We start from the raw sequence: 16,816 nt of genomic DNA, 5'->3' as shown, positions 1-16,816 counted from the left end.
TGAAGAATTGAGGGATATATGCACTATTGGGGTAAAATTATTGGCGTTGTACTCGCAATCGTCTCTGGATTGGGCTTTTGGGGGGCGCTAGTAGGGCTAATTATTGGGCACGGTTTTGATAAAGCATCGATACAACGTAAGTTCGCTGGGGCGATGAACAAACGTGATCGGCAAATCATTTTCTTTGCGAGTACCTTCCAAATTTTAGGTCATTTAACGAAGTCGAAAGGCCGTGTAACTGAGACAGATATTCAGCTTGCATCAAATTTGATGGATAGAATGCAATTGCATGGAGAGACCCGAAAAGCTGCCCAACAGGCATTTAGAGAAGGTAAATCTCCTGACTTCCCATTACGTGATGTATTAAAGCAATTACGTATGGCCTGCTATGGTCGTTTTGACTTAATTCAGATGTTTCTGGAAATTCAATTACAAGCCGCTTTTGCGGATGGGCAGTTGCATCCGAATGAAAGAAAAGTGTTGTTTATTATCGCGGAAGAGTTAGGGATTTCAAAAGCCCAATTTGAGCAGTTCTTAGATATGATTCAAAGTGGTCGCCAATTTGGCCAAGGGTACTCTCAGCAGCAATCTGGGGGCTATTATCAACAATCAAATGGCCCAACCTTAGAAGATGCCTGTAAAGTGCTTGGTGTGTCTCCTAGCGATGACCCTACAAAAATTAAACGTGCTTACCGTAAATTAATGAGTGAACATCACCCAGATAAGCTGGTGGCGAAAGGTTTACCCCCTGAAATGATGGAAATTGCTAAACAAAAAGCCCAATCAATTCAAGCGGCTTATGACCTAGTCAAGAAGGAGCTGGGCTTCAAATAAATTTCCCTGTCATATTTCGCGCCGCAGCGTTGTTGGCTGCGCTCGCGCACCCTAGTCACATACTTTTGTATGCTCCTAGGGATTTGCTCTCTTGCCGCCTAGCTGCAACACGAACTATGTAAGGGAAATCAGGTTAACGAAGAAAAGCCAAAAAACCTCGCTTTGTTGTCTTCATCCACGAACCCCTCGTCACGTAGTATCTACGCTCTAGGGATTTGCTCTCTTGCCGCCTAGCTGCAACACGAACTATGTAAGGGAAATCAGGTTAACGAAGAAAAACCAAAAAACCTCGTTTTGTTGTCTTCATCCACGAACCCCTCGTCACGTAGTTATCCACGCTCTAGGGATTTGCTCTCTTGCCGCCTAGCTGCAACACGAACTATGTAAGGGAAATTAAGTTAACGAAGAAAAACCAAAAAAAAACCTCGTTTTGTTGTCTTCATCCACGAACCCCTCGTCACGTAGTTATCCACGCTCTAGGGATTTGCTCTCTTGCCGCCTAGCTGCAACACGAACTATGTAAGGGAAATTAAGTTAACGAAGAAAAACCAAAAAACCTCGTTTTGTTGTCTTCATCCATGAACCCCTAGTTACGTAGTTATCTACGCTCTAGGGATTTGCTCTCTTGCCGCCTAGCTGCAACACGAACTATGTAAGGGAAATCAGGTTAACGAAGAAAAGCCAAAAAACCTCGCTTTGTTGTCTTCATCCACGAACCCCTCGTCACGTAGTATCTACGCTCTAGGGATTTGCTCTCTTGCCGCCTAGCTGCAACACGAACTATGTAAGGGAAATTAAGTTAACGAAGAAAAACTAAAAAACCTCGTTTTGTTGTCTTCATCCATGAACCCCTAGTCACGTAGTTATCTACGCTCTAGGGATTTCTCTCTTGCCACCTAGCTGTAACATGAACTATTTAGGGTATGGCAGAGGGGGGATTAATCAAACGATCAAATAAATTTAGCGTTAAAAATCGGGTTGGCAGGTAAAATGCATTGGTGTGCCATATTCAGGATGAGTGATATATAACTCCTGAGCATGTAACTGTAAGCGTGGTGCTAGGGATTTTGCCTCTTCGTGAGCATAGAAGCGATCACCAAGGATAGGGTGCCCTAAAGCCAACATATGTACCCGTAATTGATGGGAGCGGCCTGTAATTGGTGAAAGCTTAACGCGAGTTGCTTGCTCTTCATATTGCAAAACTTGGTATTGCGTTTGAGCTGATTTCCCCGTTTCAAAACACACCTTTTGCTTAGGGCGGTTTGGCCAATCACAAATTAGTGGTAAATCAATTAAGCCTTCTTCTTTTTCTAAATGGCCCCATACTCGAGCAATATAGACTTTTTTCGGCTCCCGTTCCCTAAATTGGCGTTTAAGCTCCCGTTCTGCGGCTTTATGCAGGGCAACAACCATTACGCCACTCGTCGCCATATCCAGACGGTGGACAGATTCTGCCGTAGGAAAATCACGCTGAATACGACTCATAATGCTGTCATGGTGCTCTGGCGCTTTTCCCGGCACAGAGAGTAGCCCGCTTGGCTTATTCACCACAATAATGTGGTCATCTTGGTATAACACAAATAGCCAAGGTTCAATGGCGGGATGATAGGGTTCCATCATAAAATATGTAGCTCCCAAAGCTCTTAAAAAATTCTCCCTCAGATGAGGGAGAAGTCAGTCATGATTTTAAATTAGGTTAGCTATAATTCAAACCGTTAATAATAATCGATATGAATGGGCTGCCGTGTATACATCTTACTGATGCGTCACCACAACTAAGCGAATAGCATCTAAACGCCATGTTGCTTGGTCAATATTAGTGATCAGTTGTTGGCGCTCTTCCTCGATAATATCCAGTTCTTCATCACGAATATTAGGGTTAACCGCTTTAAGGGCTTCTAAACGAGAAAACTCCAACGTTAGTGCTTTGTCGGCGGCTTCTTTAGCGCTCTCTATCAAGGCTTTGGCTTCTGTTTCCACCATAGGTTCAGATAAACGCAGTACAGAATGCACTTCATTTTGCACCGCATTGACCAATTTGCTCGCCATATGGCGGTTAATCGCATTTAATTGACGGTTAAAACTTTCAAACTCAACTTGAGACGATAAGTTATTGCCTTTTAGGTCAATTAATAAACGCACAGGCGTAGCGGGTAAGAAACGGCTAATTTGCAGGTGCTTAGGCGCTTGAGCTTCCACAACGTAAATTAACTCTGTCAGCAAAGTACCTACGGGGAGAGCTTTATTTTTTAATAAAGAAACCGCGCAGCTACCTGTATCGCTGGATAACACTAAATCCAAGCCGTTACGGATAATTGGGTGCTCCCAACTGATAAATTGCGTATCTTCGCGTGAAAGTGCCTGTTCCCTATCAAAAGTAATGGTACAGCCATCTTGAGGAAGGCCAGGGAAATCAGGGACTAACATATGGTCAGAAGGCGTCAGAATAATTAAGTTATCACTCTTATCTTCTTGGTTAATTCCAACGATATCAAATAAGTTTAGTGAGAAATTGACTAATTCAGTGTCATTATCACCTTCACCAATTTCTTGAGCCAATTGGTTACCAGACTCCCCGCCGTTAGAATGCATTTCCAGTAAACGGTCGCGCCCTTGTTCCAATTGTAATTTTAAGCTGTCATGTTCTTCACGACAGGTTTTGATAAACTCATCGAAACCGTCGGTTACCGTTGGGTCGGCCATAAATTGTAATAATGGCTGATAGTACTTATCGTAAATTGCTCGACCCGTTGGGCAGGTATGCTCAAAGGCATCTAAACCCTCGTGATACCAGCGCAGTAGAACGGATTGTGCCGTATTTTCTAAATACGGGACGTTGATGGTGATATCACGGTTTTGGCCAATCCTATCTAAGCGGCCGATACGCTGTTCTAATAGGTCCGGGTTGAAGGGTAAATCAAACATCACTAATTGGTTTGCAAATTGGAAATTGCGGCCTTCAGAACCAATTTCAGAGCAGAGTAACACTTGTGCGCCTTCTTCTTCGGAAGCAAAGTAAGCTGCCGCACGGTCGCGCTCTAATAGTGATAACCCTTCATGGAATACGGCTGCACGGATACCTTCGCGTTCGCGTAAGACTTGTTCTAATTGAAGTGCGGTTGCAGCTTTCGCGCAGATTACTAATACTTTTTCATGGCGGTTAGCGGTTAAAAAGCCCATCAACCATTCAACGCGTGGATCGAAGTTCCACCAAGTTGCATTTTCACCTTCAAATTCTTGGTAGATTTGCTCTGGATAAAGCATTTCTTTGGCGCGTGTTTCGGTGTCTTTTTTTGCTCCCATAATACCTGCAACTTTAATCGCTGTTTGGTATTGGGTTGGCAATGGCATTTTTAAAGAATGCAATTCGCGGCGAGGAAAGCCTTTTACTCCGTTACGCGTATTGCGAAATAGCAGCCGGCTAGTCCCATGACGGTCCATTAACATGTTAATTAGCTCTTGGCGCGCAGCCGTACCATCTTCACTCTCAACATTTGCTGCTTTTAATAGCGGTTCGATGTCTTGCTCTTTAATTAATTCATTGAGCAAGTTTTGCTGGTCGTTTGTCAGTTTTTCACCAGAGAGCAGTAATGAAACGGCATCGGCAACAGGGCGATAATTTTCTTGTTCTGCAATAAATTCTTGATAGTCATGGAAACGGCTAGGGTCCAGCAAACGTAAACGCGCAAAGTGGCTTTCTTGGCCTAGTTGTTCAGGTGTGGCGGTAAGTAGCAGAATAGAAGGAACATTTTCAGCTAATGTTTCAATAACCTGATATTCACGACTAGGGGCTGATTCACTCCACTGTAAGTGGTGTGCTTCATCAACAACCATCATATCCCAGCCAGCTTCAACGAGTTGGTCAAAGCGTTGCTTACTGCGACGCACGAAATCGAGTGAACAAAGCACCAGTTGTTCAGTTTCAAATGGGTTATCACTATCGTGTTGTGCTTCGCTATAACGGCTATCATCAAATAAAGAAAAACGTAGGTTAAAGCGGCGTAGCATTTCGACTAACCATTGGTGCTGTAAGCTATCTGGTACAATAATTAATACACGCTCAGCACGCCCAGCGATTAATTGCTGGTGGATAATCATCCCTGCTTCGATGGTTTTTCCTAAGCCAACTTCATCGGCTAATAACACACGAGGGTGGTGGCGTTTACCCACTTCATTTGCGATATGTAATTGGTGTGGGATCAAACTGGCTCGAATGCCACGTAACCCTGTCGCTTGGTGCTTAACTTGCTCACTTTGGAATTTACGCGCACGATAACGCAAGGCAAAGCGATCCATACGGTCAATTTGGCCAGCGAATAAGCGGTCTTGCGGTTTATTAAACGTGAGCTTACTGTCAAGAAACACTTCCCTAAGACTTACATCTTTTTCTTGTGTATCTAAGCGAGTGCCGATGTAAGTTAATAATCCCTTGTCTTCTTCAATGCTTTCAACTTGAAGCTGCCAGCCTTCATGGCTAGTTATGGTATCACCTTCATTAAACATTACTCGGGTAATAGGGGCATCGCTGCGTGAGTAGAGGCGGTTTTCTCCACTTGCAGGGAAAAGTAACGTGACCATACGGGCATCAATCGCCACAACGGCACCTAATCCAAGTTCGCTTTCTGTATCGCTGATCCAGCGTTGACCAAGAGTAAATGGCATAGATTTAATTTAATTCCATAAAATTGAGAGTTTATTTTTAGATTTTTTAAGACAATTTTTATCGGTATCTTCGCTCATTATTGGTATAACCCGTTATGAGTCACACAAGGAAGAGTTCGAGTTATTTTTAAAAAAAGTCAGTACCTGATGATTAATTATACACATTTAATAATTCAAATTGCAGCAATGTGAGTGAATAGACCCATATCGTTAAGTGGAAAGGCTGTTGTGGGTTTATCACAAGGCATACCATTTGAATTATAACGAGTATCGTTGATTATCGCGCATTATTTGTGCAGTCAGATGTGCGATACATCAAAGGGGCGATATATTAATTCAACCAGAGCTTATCGTCACCTGTTAAAAAAACACCAAAGCGATATTAAATTTTAAAACAAAAGTGTAATTTGCCCAGTGAGTAAGGCATCAAAGTCATCTTGTAAGAAGGGGAGAATGGCATCAGCTATTGGCTTAATTTGTTTCAAAATATAGTGTTCGTAATCTGGCTTTGCAGTGATTTTTTCAAGGGGTTCTGGCCCTGCTTGGGTAATGATATAGCTGATCCAGCCACCATTTTGGTACTGTAAAGGGCGTTGCAATTTTAAATTATAGTCATCCGCAGCGCGGGCTGCTCGAACATGGGGGGGCACATTTTTTTGGTAATCGGTTAGTTTGCGCCGTAGGCGTTTACGGTAAATTAACCGCTCGTCATACTTCCCTGTTCGAATGTTTTTTATATATTCGCGAATATACTCATGGTATGGCTGACGATGGAAAATGAGGGTGTACAGCTCTTTTTGGAATATCTGGGCTAATGGCGTCCAGTCAGAGCGGATAGTTTCCAGCCCCCTAAATACCATAGTGTCTTTACTCAACCCCGCATAGCGTTTTTTACTGCCCATTTCCGCACCACGTACAGTTGGCATTAAGAATCGGCGATAGTGGGTTTCATATTCCAGTTCTAAAACACCATTTAATTGCAACTCATCCCTTAAATGGTTTTTCCACCAGTTATTCACGTAATCACGTAAGGCAAACCCTATTTTTTGCGCTTGTTCTTCATTGTGAGCCTCACGTAGCCAGACAAATGTGGAGTCGGTATCACCATAAATAACTTGATAACCTTGGGACTCAATCAGGCGTTTTGTGGTACGCATAATTTCATGCCCACGCATGGTAATCGACGCTGTTAGCCTTGGGTCGAAGAAACGGCAACCTTCTGCGCCCAATACCCCAGCAAAGGCATTCATAATAATTTTAAGCGCTTGAGATAACGGAGCGTTATGTTCTTGTTTGGCTTTATCGCGTTCTTGCCAAATATGGCTAACAATATCAGGCAAACAATGTGTTTTACGGGAAAACCATGCTTGGCGGAAACCCGGAACCGAATATTGTGGGTCTGGGTGTGCTAACCCTTCGATCATCCCTGCGGGGTCAATTAAAAAAGTCCTAATAATTGAAGGGTATAGGCTTTTAAAATCCAAAACTAATACGGAGTCATATAACCCAGGTTGAGAATCCATGACAAAGCCCCCAGGGTTTAGCTGGGATTTTTGTTCCATCAAATTTGGAGCAACAAAACCAAGGCGGTGTAAACGTGGAATATACAGGTGAGAGAATGCAGCCACTGAACCGCCCATTTTATCCACGGCAAGGCCTGTTACAGTTGAGCGTTCTTGCAAGAATGCCATTAAATCTGTTTTTGCAAAGATGCGATGCACTAAAATGCAGTCTTGAATATTGTAGTGAGCCAAAGCGGGTTTATCATGGGCGAAGCGGCGGTTAATTTCATCCATTCTGTCGTATGGAGTATCAATCGCTTTACCTTCACCAAGCAATTCTTGGGCAACAAATTCTAAGCTAAATGACGAAAAGCTCCAAGTGGCTGCTTTTAAGGCATCAATGCCATCAATAATTAACCGGCCTTCAGCGGAAGCGAAAAATACCCCTTGTTTAAAACCATGTTCCCGCCATTCGAGTTTTTTACCTTGCCGGCCAAGTAATAGTGGAATGCCATAACGCTCAGCATGTTTTTGTAAAACTTGTAGGTCGAATTGGATTAAGTTCCAACCGATGATGGCATCAGGGTCGTATTGTTTCAGCCATTCATTAAGTTTCTCAATTAATTGAGGCCGGCTATTCACATAGACTAGGCGGTGATCCCCCCCTCGCGCTGGCCCTTGAACTGGGCCTAACATAAACACGACGTTGTCATTGCACCCTGATAAGCCGATTGAATATAGCTCACCATGTTGGCTCGTTTCTATATCAAGAGATACTGCTTTGATAGCGGGACGATAACCTTCACAGGGTTTAAGTTGATACTCACCTTGTTGAGTCTGAGAAAACCAGACTGGCGCAGTAATAAAGCGCTCCATTAAGTAGCGTTCACAAGGGCGAATGTCTGTTTCTAATAATTCGACGCCTAATTCACTGCAATTTTTGCTGAGATTTTGTAATTGGCGGTATTGATGACAATAAATGGCATACACTTTTTCCCGTTGAAAATCGGCCAATTCAACCCGCCGATAGGTGACATTAGGTTGGCTATCTAGCAAAGGCTTTACAATAGAAAGTTTAGATTCGGGTAAAAAACCAATCGCTTTTTGATAAGGAATAGTAATTTTTTGAGGGCGTGTGTCGGTAAGCAACCAATAAGTGACCTCGACACCTTGACGGGTGTCTCGCCAGTGGCGGCTAAGAATAAAGCCTTTTTCTGCGGAGGTCATAAGTTGAGACATTTAGCTACTCGCGTGACAAAATATCCTATAAATATACGCGAATAGTGTGAATTTATACAGTATTAATTGTGAGTTCGTGTCGAGATGTTAAGTAAGGTTGAGGCAGGACTTTTACCCTGCAATAACTGTTGAGTCGTACCATCGTAGGCAATCACACCATCAGCAATGACCAATGAGCGTGGTGCTATTTGTAGCGCATCATCAATATTATGTGAAACCATTAATAAGGTGATTGATTTTTCTTCACAAACTGATTTAAGCAACAAGAGCATTTCACTGCGTAGGGCAGGGTCTAAAGCAGAAAAGGGCTCATCAAGCAGTAAGATTGGTTGATTGCGGATAAGGCAACGGGCAAGGGCAGCACGCTGACGCTGCCCTCCGGAAAGCTGTGCTGGTAATCTATCTAAACAATCGCGCAGGCTAACATGATCAGCCATCAGCTCTACTTGTTGCATTTGTGCTTGAGTAAGCCGCAAGCTAGGGTGTAGCCCCAAACCAATATTTTGCCTAACGGTTAAATGTGCAAATAAATTATTTTCTTGAAATAACATGGAAACAGGGCGTTTTGCAGGGGGGGTAAAGGTATGGTTTTCGCCATTTAATTCAATAGCCCCAGTTTTAGCAAATTGAAACCCACTGATTAAACTTAATAACGTACTTTTCCCTGCGCCACTGGGCCCCATAATAGCGACGCATTCCCCTGATTTTACTGAAAAATCAAATAACATAGTTAGGTTATCGTATTGGTAGTTCAGTTGGGTCAGTTTAATCATAATGTTTTCCTGAAATGCGTTCTAGCAAGCTAAATAAGCAAAAACAGAGCAGTAATAGTAACATCGCAGTGACTGCACCATCATTTGTTCGATAAGCACCAATTTGTTGATACAGGTAATAAGGCAGGGTAAGGAAGTTTTCATTACCAAATAAGGCGACAACACCGAAATCACCGATGGAAATAACACAAGCGAATGCGAGAGCTTGTGCAATAGGTTTGCGTAATGCTTTTAATTCAATGATTTTAAAGCGGTTGATGCCTGAAAGACCCAATGACTGGCATAAAGGATTATAACGTTCTGCCATATCCCGCATAGGGTTTTCGAGAACCTTTAATGCGTAAGGAATAGCGAGTAAGGCATTTGTCATAATAACTAAAGGGTAGGGTGTTTCTGGTAACCCAATCGTTTCATTGAAAAAAATGAAGAAGCCTGTTGCTAATACGATCCCTGGCATAGCCAGAATAATTAGCCCACTCAGTTCGATAGCTTGACCAAGGCGTAAGGCTTGACGTAAACGCAATTCACGGCTGCTCCATAGCAGCATTAAGGTCAATATAACGCAAACAAAGCCGGCACATAGAGCGATGAATAAGGAAGTGCTGGTGGCTTGCCAAAGCGCTGATTGTTGTAAAACAGACCAAAGTTGCCCATTTAAGCCATCTAAAATAACGGCTAAAAGCGGGGGGAGTAGCAATAGCATGGCCGCAATGATAAACAATGCATCACGAATACGGCGAAACCAATTATCTGTTGGGTCAACCCATTGAGCTTGTTGACTAAAACCAACTGAAAATAAACCATTAATTTTTTGGCAAATAAACATCAGGCCGACACAGAAAAAAAGCTGGATAAGCGCTAAAATAGCGGCTCTTCCTAAGTCAAAATCGTAGTTGAGTGCTTGGTAAATCGCGAGCTCAATGGTTGTGGCAGCGGGGCCACCGCCGAGGGCAAGAACTGTAGCAAAACTGGCAAAGCACAACATAAAAATTAAGGCTGCAGTAGGCAGAATTTGCCGACGCAAATAAGGCCATTCTAAAATCGTAAATTGCTGCCATTCATTAAACCTAAGTTGTGCAGCAATTTGCCGCTGCTCAATAGCTATATTTTCTAATGATTGTAATAGCATACGAGTAGCTAGGGGCATATTAAAGAATATGTGAGCCAACAGAATGCCTTTTAAGCCATAAGGGGAGAATTGGTAGTTGATACCGAATAATTGGGCTAATTTTCCTAACCAACCAGTTTGCCCATAGACCGATAAAATACCAAATACTGCAACTAAAACTGGTAATACTAAAGTCATCGCACACAAACGTAGGAATAAAGTTCTTCCTACAAAGCGGCGGCGATAAAGGGCTCTAGCCAAAAAAATAGCAGGGGTTACCGAAAGAACGGCAGATAAAAAAGCCTGCCAGAAGGTGAAGCCAATCACATGCCATAAATAGCTATCGCTAATAATTTCATTAATCGATACTTCAGGCGCGAAAAACCAAAGTGCACCAAGACTAAGAAGTGCAACAGTGATTAATAAGCCGGAGGCGAGTGCCCCCGGCAGTAAGGACCGATTCATTAACGACTGACGGCGGCTTGCCATAAACGAGTCCATGTCTGACGTTGTTTGGCAACTTCTTGCGAACTAAATTGTAGCGCCTTATTAGGGAGTGGTAATTGGTTATACACTTCAGGTAATGGGGTATCAATAACCGGATACATCCAGTTTGTGGTTGGTAATGTATCCTGGAATTCAGGTGTTAAAATAAACTGTAAGAATTGCTTAGCTAGTTCAGGTTGAGGGCTGTTTTTAAGCCTTGCTGCCACCTCAACTTGCATATAGTGGCCTTCGCTAAATAATGCCGCTGCATAATTGTCTTTTTTATCATTTAGCATTTGATAACCGGGAGATGAAGTATAACTTAGGACAAAGTCACCTTCCCCTTTTAAAAACAAACCGTAAGCTTCACTCCAGCCTTTAGTGACCGTTAACGTTTTAGCCGCCATTTTTTGCCATGCATCGGCAGATTTATCACCATATAATTTTTCTATCCATAGCATTAACCCAAGCCCTGGCGTACTGGTGCGTGGGTCTTGGTAAATAATTTTCCAATTATTATCGCTAGTTAGCAGATCATCCATACTGGTTGGTGGTTGTTTTATTTTATTTGTGTCGTATATGAATGCGAAATAGCCATAATCATAAGGAATAAAGGTTGAGCTATCCCATTCAATAGGCAGTTTTAAGGCGTTGGTATTGATGTCAGCGGGTGCGAATAAACCTGTTTTTTCCGCAGAATCTAACAAGTTGTTATCTAAGCCTAAAATGACGTCAGCTTTACTTTTTTTGCCTTCCATTCTTAGGCGATTGAGTAAAGCAACACCATCACCCAATGCGACTATTTTTAAATCACAGTCACACTGTGCTTCAAAATTCTTCTTAATCTGTGGGCCCGGCCCCCACTGCGCAGCAAAGGAATCATAGGTATAGACAGTGAGTGTGGGTTTTTCGGCCCAAGCGAGTTGGCTAAAACTAAGTGCACTAAGCGTAAAAACTGATGCTATAATTTTGTTTTTTAACATGCTTTTTCCTGCGCTAAAAAAATAGTGACACAGGATTTGAGGGGAAACCGATGCATATCGGTAGCTCAAATCCCTACGCCGGTATTAACCGGATCAGGTTCTACGGGTTATTTCTCAGCCTAAACATATTTGGCACCCCGTTGAGACGTTCACTATTGTAGAGACTTCAGACATATCTGCAAACTGTATTGATATAGGTTTACCAGTTTGGGTATGTGTGAAACAATTAGGCATCTTTCAAATTTGGTTATTGAGGTAGTCTGTGATTGATGATGATGGCTACCGCCCGAATGTAGGAATTGTAATTTGTAATCGGCAAGGGCAAGTTCTATGGGCCCGCCGCTATGGTCAGCATTCCTGGCAGTTTCCTCAAGGAGGCATCAATCCAGGGGAATCGCCAGAACAGGCGATGTATCGTGAGTTATACGAAGAAGTCGGGCTACAGCGTAAAGATGTCAGGTTATTGGCATCTACCCGTAATTGGTTACGTTACAAATTACCCAAGCGTTTGGTGCGTTGGGATACAAAACCTGTTTGTATCGGGCAGAAACAGCGTTGGTTTTTACTTCAACTTCAATGCAATGATGCAGATATAAACGTGCAGCGCAGTAAATCGCCAGAATTTGATGGCTGGCGATGGGTCAGTTATTGGTATCCTGTCAGGCAGGTAGTTTCTTTCAAGCGGGAAGTTTATCGCCGTGTGATGAAAGAGTTTGCGCCAGTTGTTATGCCTCTACAGGAACAAAAATTACCGCAACGGCCTGTTTTTAATAATCGTAGGCGTGGGGCAAAGTAGCCGATGTTGATGCGTTTACGTGACATTGTCGAAAAAGTTGCTATGGCAACTAGTTTGGCAGATGCACTAGAAATATTGGTGAATGAAACTTGCAAAGCGATGCGGACGGATGTTTGTTCAATTTACTTAGCTGATCACCCTCGCCAATGTTATTACTTAATGGCAACCCGCGGGTTAAAAAAACCTAGCGGGATTGCTATACGCCTTGGTTTTGATGAAGGCGTGGTTGGCGCTGTCGGGCGTCAATCTGAAATGCTCAATTTGGCTGATATCCGCGAGCACCCCCAATATAAATTCCTTCCTCAACTCAAAGAAGAACAGCTCAAAGCTTTTTTAGGTGTACCTGTGGTCTATCGGCGTCAGCTATTAGGCGTTCTTGTCGTGCAACAGAGAGAGAAAAGGCTATTTAACGAAACTGAAGAATCTTTCATGGTGACGTTGTCGATGCAACTCGCGGTGATCCTATCGCAAGCTCAAACAAAAGGTGTTTTTGGGCAATATCGACAAAATAGAATTAAAGCCATACCCGTCTCACAGGGGATTTCAATGGCTTATGGTTGGCAAGATAACTCTCAGCCATCTTTTGAAAGTATCAGTCAAGCTAGTGCTATTGATATTGAAGGGGAAAAACAGCGCCTTATTACTGCCTTAGAAAGTGCAACTGCGGAATGCCGTCGTATTAGTAAACGTTTTATGGCTAGCTCTGCAAAAGAAAGCGCTGCAATATTTGATCTTTATAATCACTTGTTAAGTGATCCTCAACTTAAAAAACATCTCTTTGCAGCTATTGAAGATAAAGCAACCGCAGAATGGGCCGTAAAAACAGTCATTGAAAATTATGTCGAGCAATTTTCTCGCTTACGTGATCTGTACTTAAGAGAGCGAGGCGCAGACCTGAAAGCGTTAGGCCAGCGTTTATTATTCCACCTTGATGACTCATTAACACTGAACGAACAGTGGCCAGAACGTTTTATTTTAGTTGCGGATGAACTCAGTGCTAGCGTACTTGCTGAATTACCGATTGAGCAACTAATGGGTGTAATAGTGCGTGATGGGGCAACACACTCACACTCTGCTATTTTGATCCGCGCAATGGGGATACCTGCGATTATGGGGGCAGATATTGAGCCTTCGTTATTGCACAATCGCCATTTAATTTTAGATGGTTATCGTGGTGAAGTCTTCATTGAGCCGGAAAACCTGATTATTCAGGAATATCAGCAAATCATTGAGGAAGAAAATGTTATTAGCCGATTGGCGGAAGGCACCCTTGAGCAAGATGCAACACTGAAAGATGGTGAACAGGTCTGTATTTATCTCAATGCAGGTTTAAGCCCCCGTTATGAGCAACAAATTAATACTGGTGTTGATGGTATTGGCTTATATCGTACTGAACTTCCTTTTATGCTACATAATGGGTTTCCTTCAGAAGATGAACAAAAACAGCTGTATAAGGAAGTACTACAACTGTTTCCCTCAAAGCCTGTGGTACTAAGAACTTTGGATATTGGTGCAGATAAACAGTTACCTTATATGCCAATTAGTGAAGAGAACCCGAGCTTAGGTTGGCGAGGGATCCGGATCATGCTAGACCAACCAGAAATATTTTTGATCCAATTAAGGGCGATGCTGCGAGCTAACGCGCTTTCAGGCAATTTGCGTATTTTATTGCCGATGGTAACCAGTATAAATGAAATTGATGAAGCTATTGTCTTGATCAAAAGAGCAAAAGAAGAAGTGAGCCTGTTGCTAGGAACACCTATCAATATGCCGCAAATAGGGGTAATGCTGGAAGTTCCCTCCCTATTATTTTTACTACCAGAAATAAAAAAGCGGGTTGATTTTATTTCGATTGGTACCAATGACTTTACACAATATTTACTTGCTGTTGACCGCAACAACACACATGTGGCGGCACTATATGATAATCTTCATCCCGCGGTTGTGCGTTTTTTAGCGAAAGTGAGTGAAGAATGTCAACGTATTCAGCTGCCTGTAAGTGTTTGCGGTGAAATGGCGGGGCAGCCACTTAGTGCCATGATATTGATTGCGCTGGGGTATCGTTCTTTAAGTATGAGCGGGCGTAGCGTTCCTCGTATGAAATACTTAATCCGTCAGCTAGACCCAGCCTTGATGTCTGAGCTAGTGCCAAAACTATTGGCCGCAGAAACCTGTGATAGCATCAGACAGGAGGCAAGTGAGTTTATGGAGAAACATCGTTTAGGTGGCTTTGTACGTGGTGGAATTTAATTCAGTCATCATGTCTGGACTAACGTCAATGATGAGTGCCTCTCTGCTATTGGCGCTTATGAAGCCAAGGGAGCGCTATTTTAATTAAGTGTTTAAATTAGGTGGGAGCAAATAATTTTGAGTATAAATTACTATACTTTTTATTGTATGCTTTCGTGTGCTTCGAATAAATTGAAGTCTATTGAATATTTTATAGCCGATGACTGATTGGCTTAATTATTAAAAGTGGGGAACGATGAGTAACAGCTACTTAGCATTTCCGGAAATTGATCCTGTTATGTTCTCAATTGGGCCAGTATCGCTGCACTGGTATGGTTTTATGTACCTTGTGGGTTTTGTTTTTGCACTATGGTTGGCTGGGAGACGTGCTGCAAAGCCTAATAGTGGATGGACAAAAAATGAGGTTGAAAATTTACTCTATGTTGGGTTCGTAGGTGTATTCGTCGGTGGCCGACTTGGTTACGTTTTCTTTTATAATCTTCCTGTTTTTCTTGATGATCCCCTTTATCTGTTTAAAGTTTGGGATGGCGGGATGTCATTCCATGGCGGTTTAATTGGTGTAATATGCGCCATGATGTGGTTTGCCCACCGTACACGCCGCCGTTTTTTACAAGTTTCAGACTTTGTTGCTCCATTGATCCCATTTGGTTTAGGTATGGGCCGTATAGGTAACTTTATTAATGGGGAGCTATGGGGACGAGTGACACTGGATACGCCATGGGCATTTTTATTCCCTCATTCGCGCAGTGAAGATATTCAACTTGCAGCCCAAGACCCGTCATTATTACCTATTCTTGAACAGTATGGTGTGCTACCAAGGCACCCGTCTCAGCTCTATGAGATGTTCTTAGAAGGTATTGTCCTATTCCTTATTCTTAATTTATTTGTTCGTAAACCTCGCCCAATGGGGAGTGTTTCCGGGCTATTTTTAATTGGTTATGGTGCATTTAGGATCATAGTTGAGTTCTTTAGGCAACCAGATGCCCAATTAGGGTTATTTAGTGGGATCAGTATGGGGCAAATTCTATCAGTCCCAATGATTATTGTTGGTATTTTGATGATTGTATGGGCTTATAAATATGGTAAAAACATCCCAGCACACAAGCCATTAAAAGAGCCTAAAAATAGTTAATTAACCCGATTGTAAGGGCTAGCTGTACACCTTAAAACGACTCTTTTATTAAAGGAAAAGGGTAGGGTGCTAGCTAGCCACTTAAGTTATTTTGAATAAGAGAGTGACTATGAAGCCGTATCTTGAGTTATGCCAACGTATTATTGATAAAGGACAGTGGGTTGAAAACGAGCGGACAGGTGTTCGCTGCTTAACGGTTATCAATGCTGACCTTGAATACGATGTTGGCAATAACCAGTTTCCTTTGATTACGACTCGTAAAAGCTTTTATAAGGCTGCAATTGCTGAGCTCCTTGGGTATCTACGCGGTTATGATAATGCAGCTCAATTCCGCGAAATTGGTTGCAATACTTGGAATGCTAATGCCAATGAAAACCAAGCATGGTTAAATAACCCCCATCGTAAAGGGGAAGATGACATGGGGCGAGTATATGGTGTTCAAGGTCGCTCATGGCAACGTCCCGATGGTACGTATTTAGACCAACTGAAGAAAGTCGTTAATAATTTAAAAAATGGCATTGATGACCGCGCGGAAATCATCACTTTTTATAACCCCGGCGAATTTGAAATGGGTTGCCTGCGTCCTTGTATGCACACTCATACGTTTTCACTGCTAGGTGACACCCTTTATTTGACATCCTATCAACGTAGTTGTGATGTTCCGCTTGGTCTTAATTTTAATCAAGTTCAATGCTTTGTTTTACTTGCATTAATGGCTCGTATTACTGGTCATAAAGCAGGTAAGGCTTACCATAAAATTGTAAACGCACATATTTACGAAAATCAGTTGCCTTTAATGCGAGATGTTCAGCTAAAACGTGAACCTTTTGCGTCTCCTTCATTGGTTATTAACCCTCAAATTAAGTCATTGGATGATATTGAAACTTGGGTAACCACAAATGATTTTACTTTGGAAGGGTACCAATGCCATGAAGCAATTAAATACCCTTTCACTGTGTAATAAATAAATTGTTTGATAGCTAAGGTGGCCTGAAAGTAAAAGTCACCTTAGTGTTTTTATTCGTGCATACCACATTTCCCTCCTTTGGTT

Annotated in this window: 11 protein-coding genes and 1 riboswitch; of the genes, 5 read left to right on the top strand and 6 right to left on the bottom strand. The window is 42.4% G+C overall.

Annotated features, from left to right (window positions below):
• Positions 1-18: 18 nt before the first annotated feature.
• Positions 19-834 (top strand): co-chaperone DjlA, encoded by an 816-nt coding sequence (gene djlA, locus ABE954_RS17410; RefSeq protein WP_042846004.1) that lies wholly within the window; start codon positions 19-21, stop codon positions 832-834.
• A 966-nt stretch (positions 835-1,800) separates the two neighbouring features.
• Here the strand turns inward: djlA and rluA are convergent.
• The 6 genes from rluA to thiB all read right to left on the bottom strand — a co-directional run bounded on the left by rluA (position 1,801) and on the right by thiB (position 11,587).
• The gene (gene rluA, locus ABE954_RS17405; RefSeq protein ID WP_042846003.1) at positions 1,801-2,454 is read right to left on the bottom strand and encodes a bifunctional tRNA pseudouridine(32) synthase/23S rRNA pseudouridine(746) synthase RluA; all 654 of its coding nucleotides are present in this window, start codon (positions 2,452-2,454) and stop codon (positions 1,801-1,803) included.
• A 135-nt stretch (positions 2,455-2,589) separates the two neighbouring features.
• The gene (rapA, locus tag ABE954_RS17400; protein ID WP_042846001.1) at positions 2,590-5,496 is read right to left on the bottom strand and encodes an RNA polymerase-associated protein RapA; all 2,907 of its coding nucleotides are present in this window, start codon (positions 5,494-5,496) and stop codon (positions 2,590-2,592) included.
• A 389-nt stretch (positions 5,497-5,885) separates the two neighbouring features.
• Positions 5,886-8,237 carry a DNA polymerase II gene (locus ABE954_RS17395; protein WP_371025633.1) on the bottom strand — a complete coding sequence of 784 codons (2,352 nt, stop codon included), beginning with the start codon at positions 8,235-8,237 and terminating at the stop codon, positions 5,886-5,888.
• Positions 8,238-8,299: 62 nt separating this feature from the next.
• Entirely contained in the window at positions 8,300-9,010 is a 711-nt protein-coding gene (gene thiQ, locus ABE954_RS17390; protein WP_042845998.1) for a thiamine ABC transporter ATP-binding protein ThiQ, read from the bottom strand.
• Complete coding sequence (gene thiP, locus ABE954_RS17385; RefSeq protein ID WP_129466388.1) at positions 9,003-10,607, bottom strand: thiamine/thiamine pyrophosphate ABC transporter permease ThiP; 1,605 nt, start codon at positions 10,605-10,607, stop codon at positions 9,003-9,005. Before thiP ends, thiQ begins: the two co-directional genes overlap by 8 nt.
• Positions 10,583-11,587, bottom strand: a complete 1,005-nt coding sequence (gene thiB / locus ABE954_RS17380) for a thiamine ABC transporter substrate binding subunit (RefSeq protein WP_048606295.1) — start codon at positions 11,585-11,587, stop codon at positions 10,583-10,585. Before thiB ends, thiP begins: the two co-directional genes overlap by 25 nt.
• 52 nt (positions 11,588-11,639) lie before the next feature.
• A riboswitch (TPP riboswitch) is annotated at positions 11,640-11,737 on the bottom strand.
• Positions 11,738-11,849: 112 nt separating this feature from the next.
• Between thiB and rppH the strand changes: the two genes are divergently transcribed.
• The 4 genes from rppH (at position 11,850) to ABE954_RS17360 (ending at position 16,726) form a co-directional block, all read left to right on the top strand.
• Entirely contained in the window at positions 11,850-12,383 is a 534-nt protein-coding gene (gene rppH / locus ABE954_RS17375) for an RNA pyrophosphohydrolase (RefSeq protein WP_042845994.1), read from the top strand.
• Between the two features lie 3 nt (positions 12,384-12,386).
• Positions 12,387-14,633, top strand: a complete 2,247-nt coding sequence (gene ptsP / locus ABE954_RS17370) for a phosphoenolpyruvate--protein phosphotransferase (RefSeq protein ID WP_048606297.1) — start codon at positions 12,387-12,389, stop codon at positions 14,631-14,633.
• 235 nt (positions 14,634-14,868) lie between these two features.
• Positions 14,869-15,765 carry a prolipoprotein diacylglyceryl transferase gene (gene lgt, locus ABE954_RS17365; RefSeq protein ID WP_042845990.1) on the top strand — a complete coding sequence of 299 codons (897 nt, stop codon included), beginning with the start codon at positions 14,869-14,871 and terminating at the stop codon, positions 15,763-15,765.
• A 109-nt stretch (positions 15,766-15,874) separates the two neighbouring features.
• Positions 15,875-16,726 carry a thymidylate synthase gene (locus tag ABE954_RS17360; protein ID WP_042845989.1) on the top strand — a complete coding sequence of 284 codons (852 nt, stop codon included), beginning with the start codon at positions 15,875-15,877 and terminating at the stop codon, positions 16,724-16,726.
• Positions 16,727-16,816 lie beyond the last annotated feature (90 nt).

The organism is Providencia sp. TYF-12 (assembly GCF_041344805.1).
GTDB classification, from domain to species: Bacteria; Pseudomonadota; Gammaproteobacteria; order Enterobacterales; family Enterobacteriaceae; genus Providencia; species Providencia huashanensis.
This window is presented reverse-complemented; position numbering and strand designations above follow the sequence as displayed.

What these genes read in the sequence shown, in the direction of transcription:
- ABE954_RS17360 (WP_042845989.1), top strand. Translation starts at nt 15,875, where the DNA reads ATGAAGCCGTATCTTGAGTTATGCCAACGTATTATTGATAAAGGACAG.
- thiB (WP_048606295.1), bottom strand. Translation starts at nt 11,587, where the DNA reads ATGTTAAAAAACAAAATTATAGCATCAGTTTTTACGCTTAGTGCACTT.
- thiQ (WP_042845998.1), bottom strand. Translation starts at nt 9,010, where the DNA reads ATGATTAAACTGACCCAACTGAACTACCAATACGATAACCTAACTATG.
- ptsP (WP_048606297.1), top strand. Translation starts at nt 12,387, where the DNA reads ATGTTGATGCGTTTACGTGACATTGTCGAAAAAGTTGCTATGGCAACT.
- ABE954_RS17395 (WP_371025633.1), bottom strand. Translation starts at nt 8,237, where the DNA reads ATGTCTCAACTTATGACCTCCGCAGAAAAAGGCTTTATTCTTAGCCGC.
- lgt (WP_042845990.1), top strand. Translation starts at nt 14,869, where the DNA reads ATGAGTAACAGCTACTTAGCATTTCCGGAAATTGATCCTGTTATGTTC.
- thiP (WP_129466388.1), bottom strand. Translation starts at nt 10,607, where the DNA reads ATGGCAAGCCGCCGTCAGTCGTTAATGAATCGGTCCTTACTGCCGGGG.
- rluA (WP_042846003.1), bottom strand. Translation starts at nt 2,454, where the DNA reads ATGATGGAACCCTATCATCCCGCCATTGAACCTTGGCTATTTGTGTTA.
- djlA (WP_042846004.1), top strand. Translation starts at nt 19, where the DNA reads ATGCACTATTGGGGTAAAATTATTGGCGTTGTACTCGCAATCGTCTCT.
- rapA (WP_042846001.1), bottom strand. Translation starts at nt 5,496, where the DNA reads ATGCCATTTACTCTTGGTCAACGCTGGATCAGCGATACAGAAAGCGAA.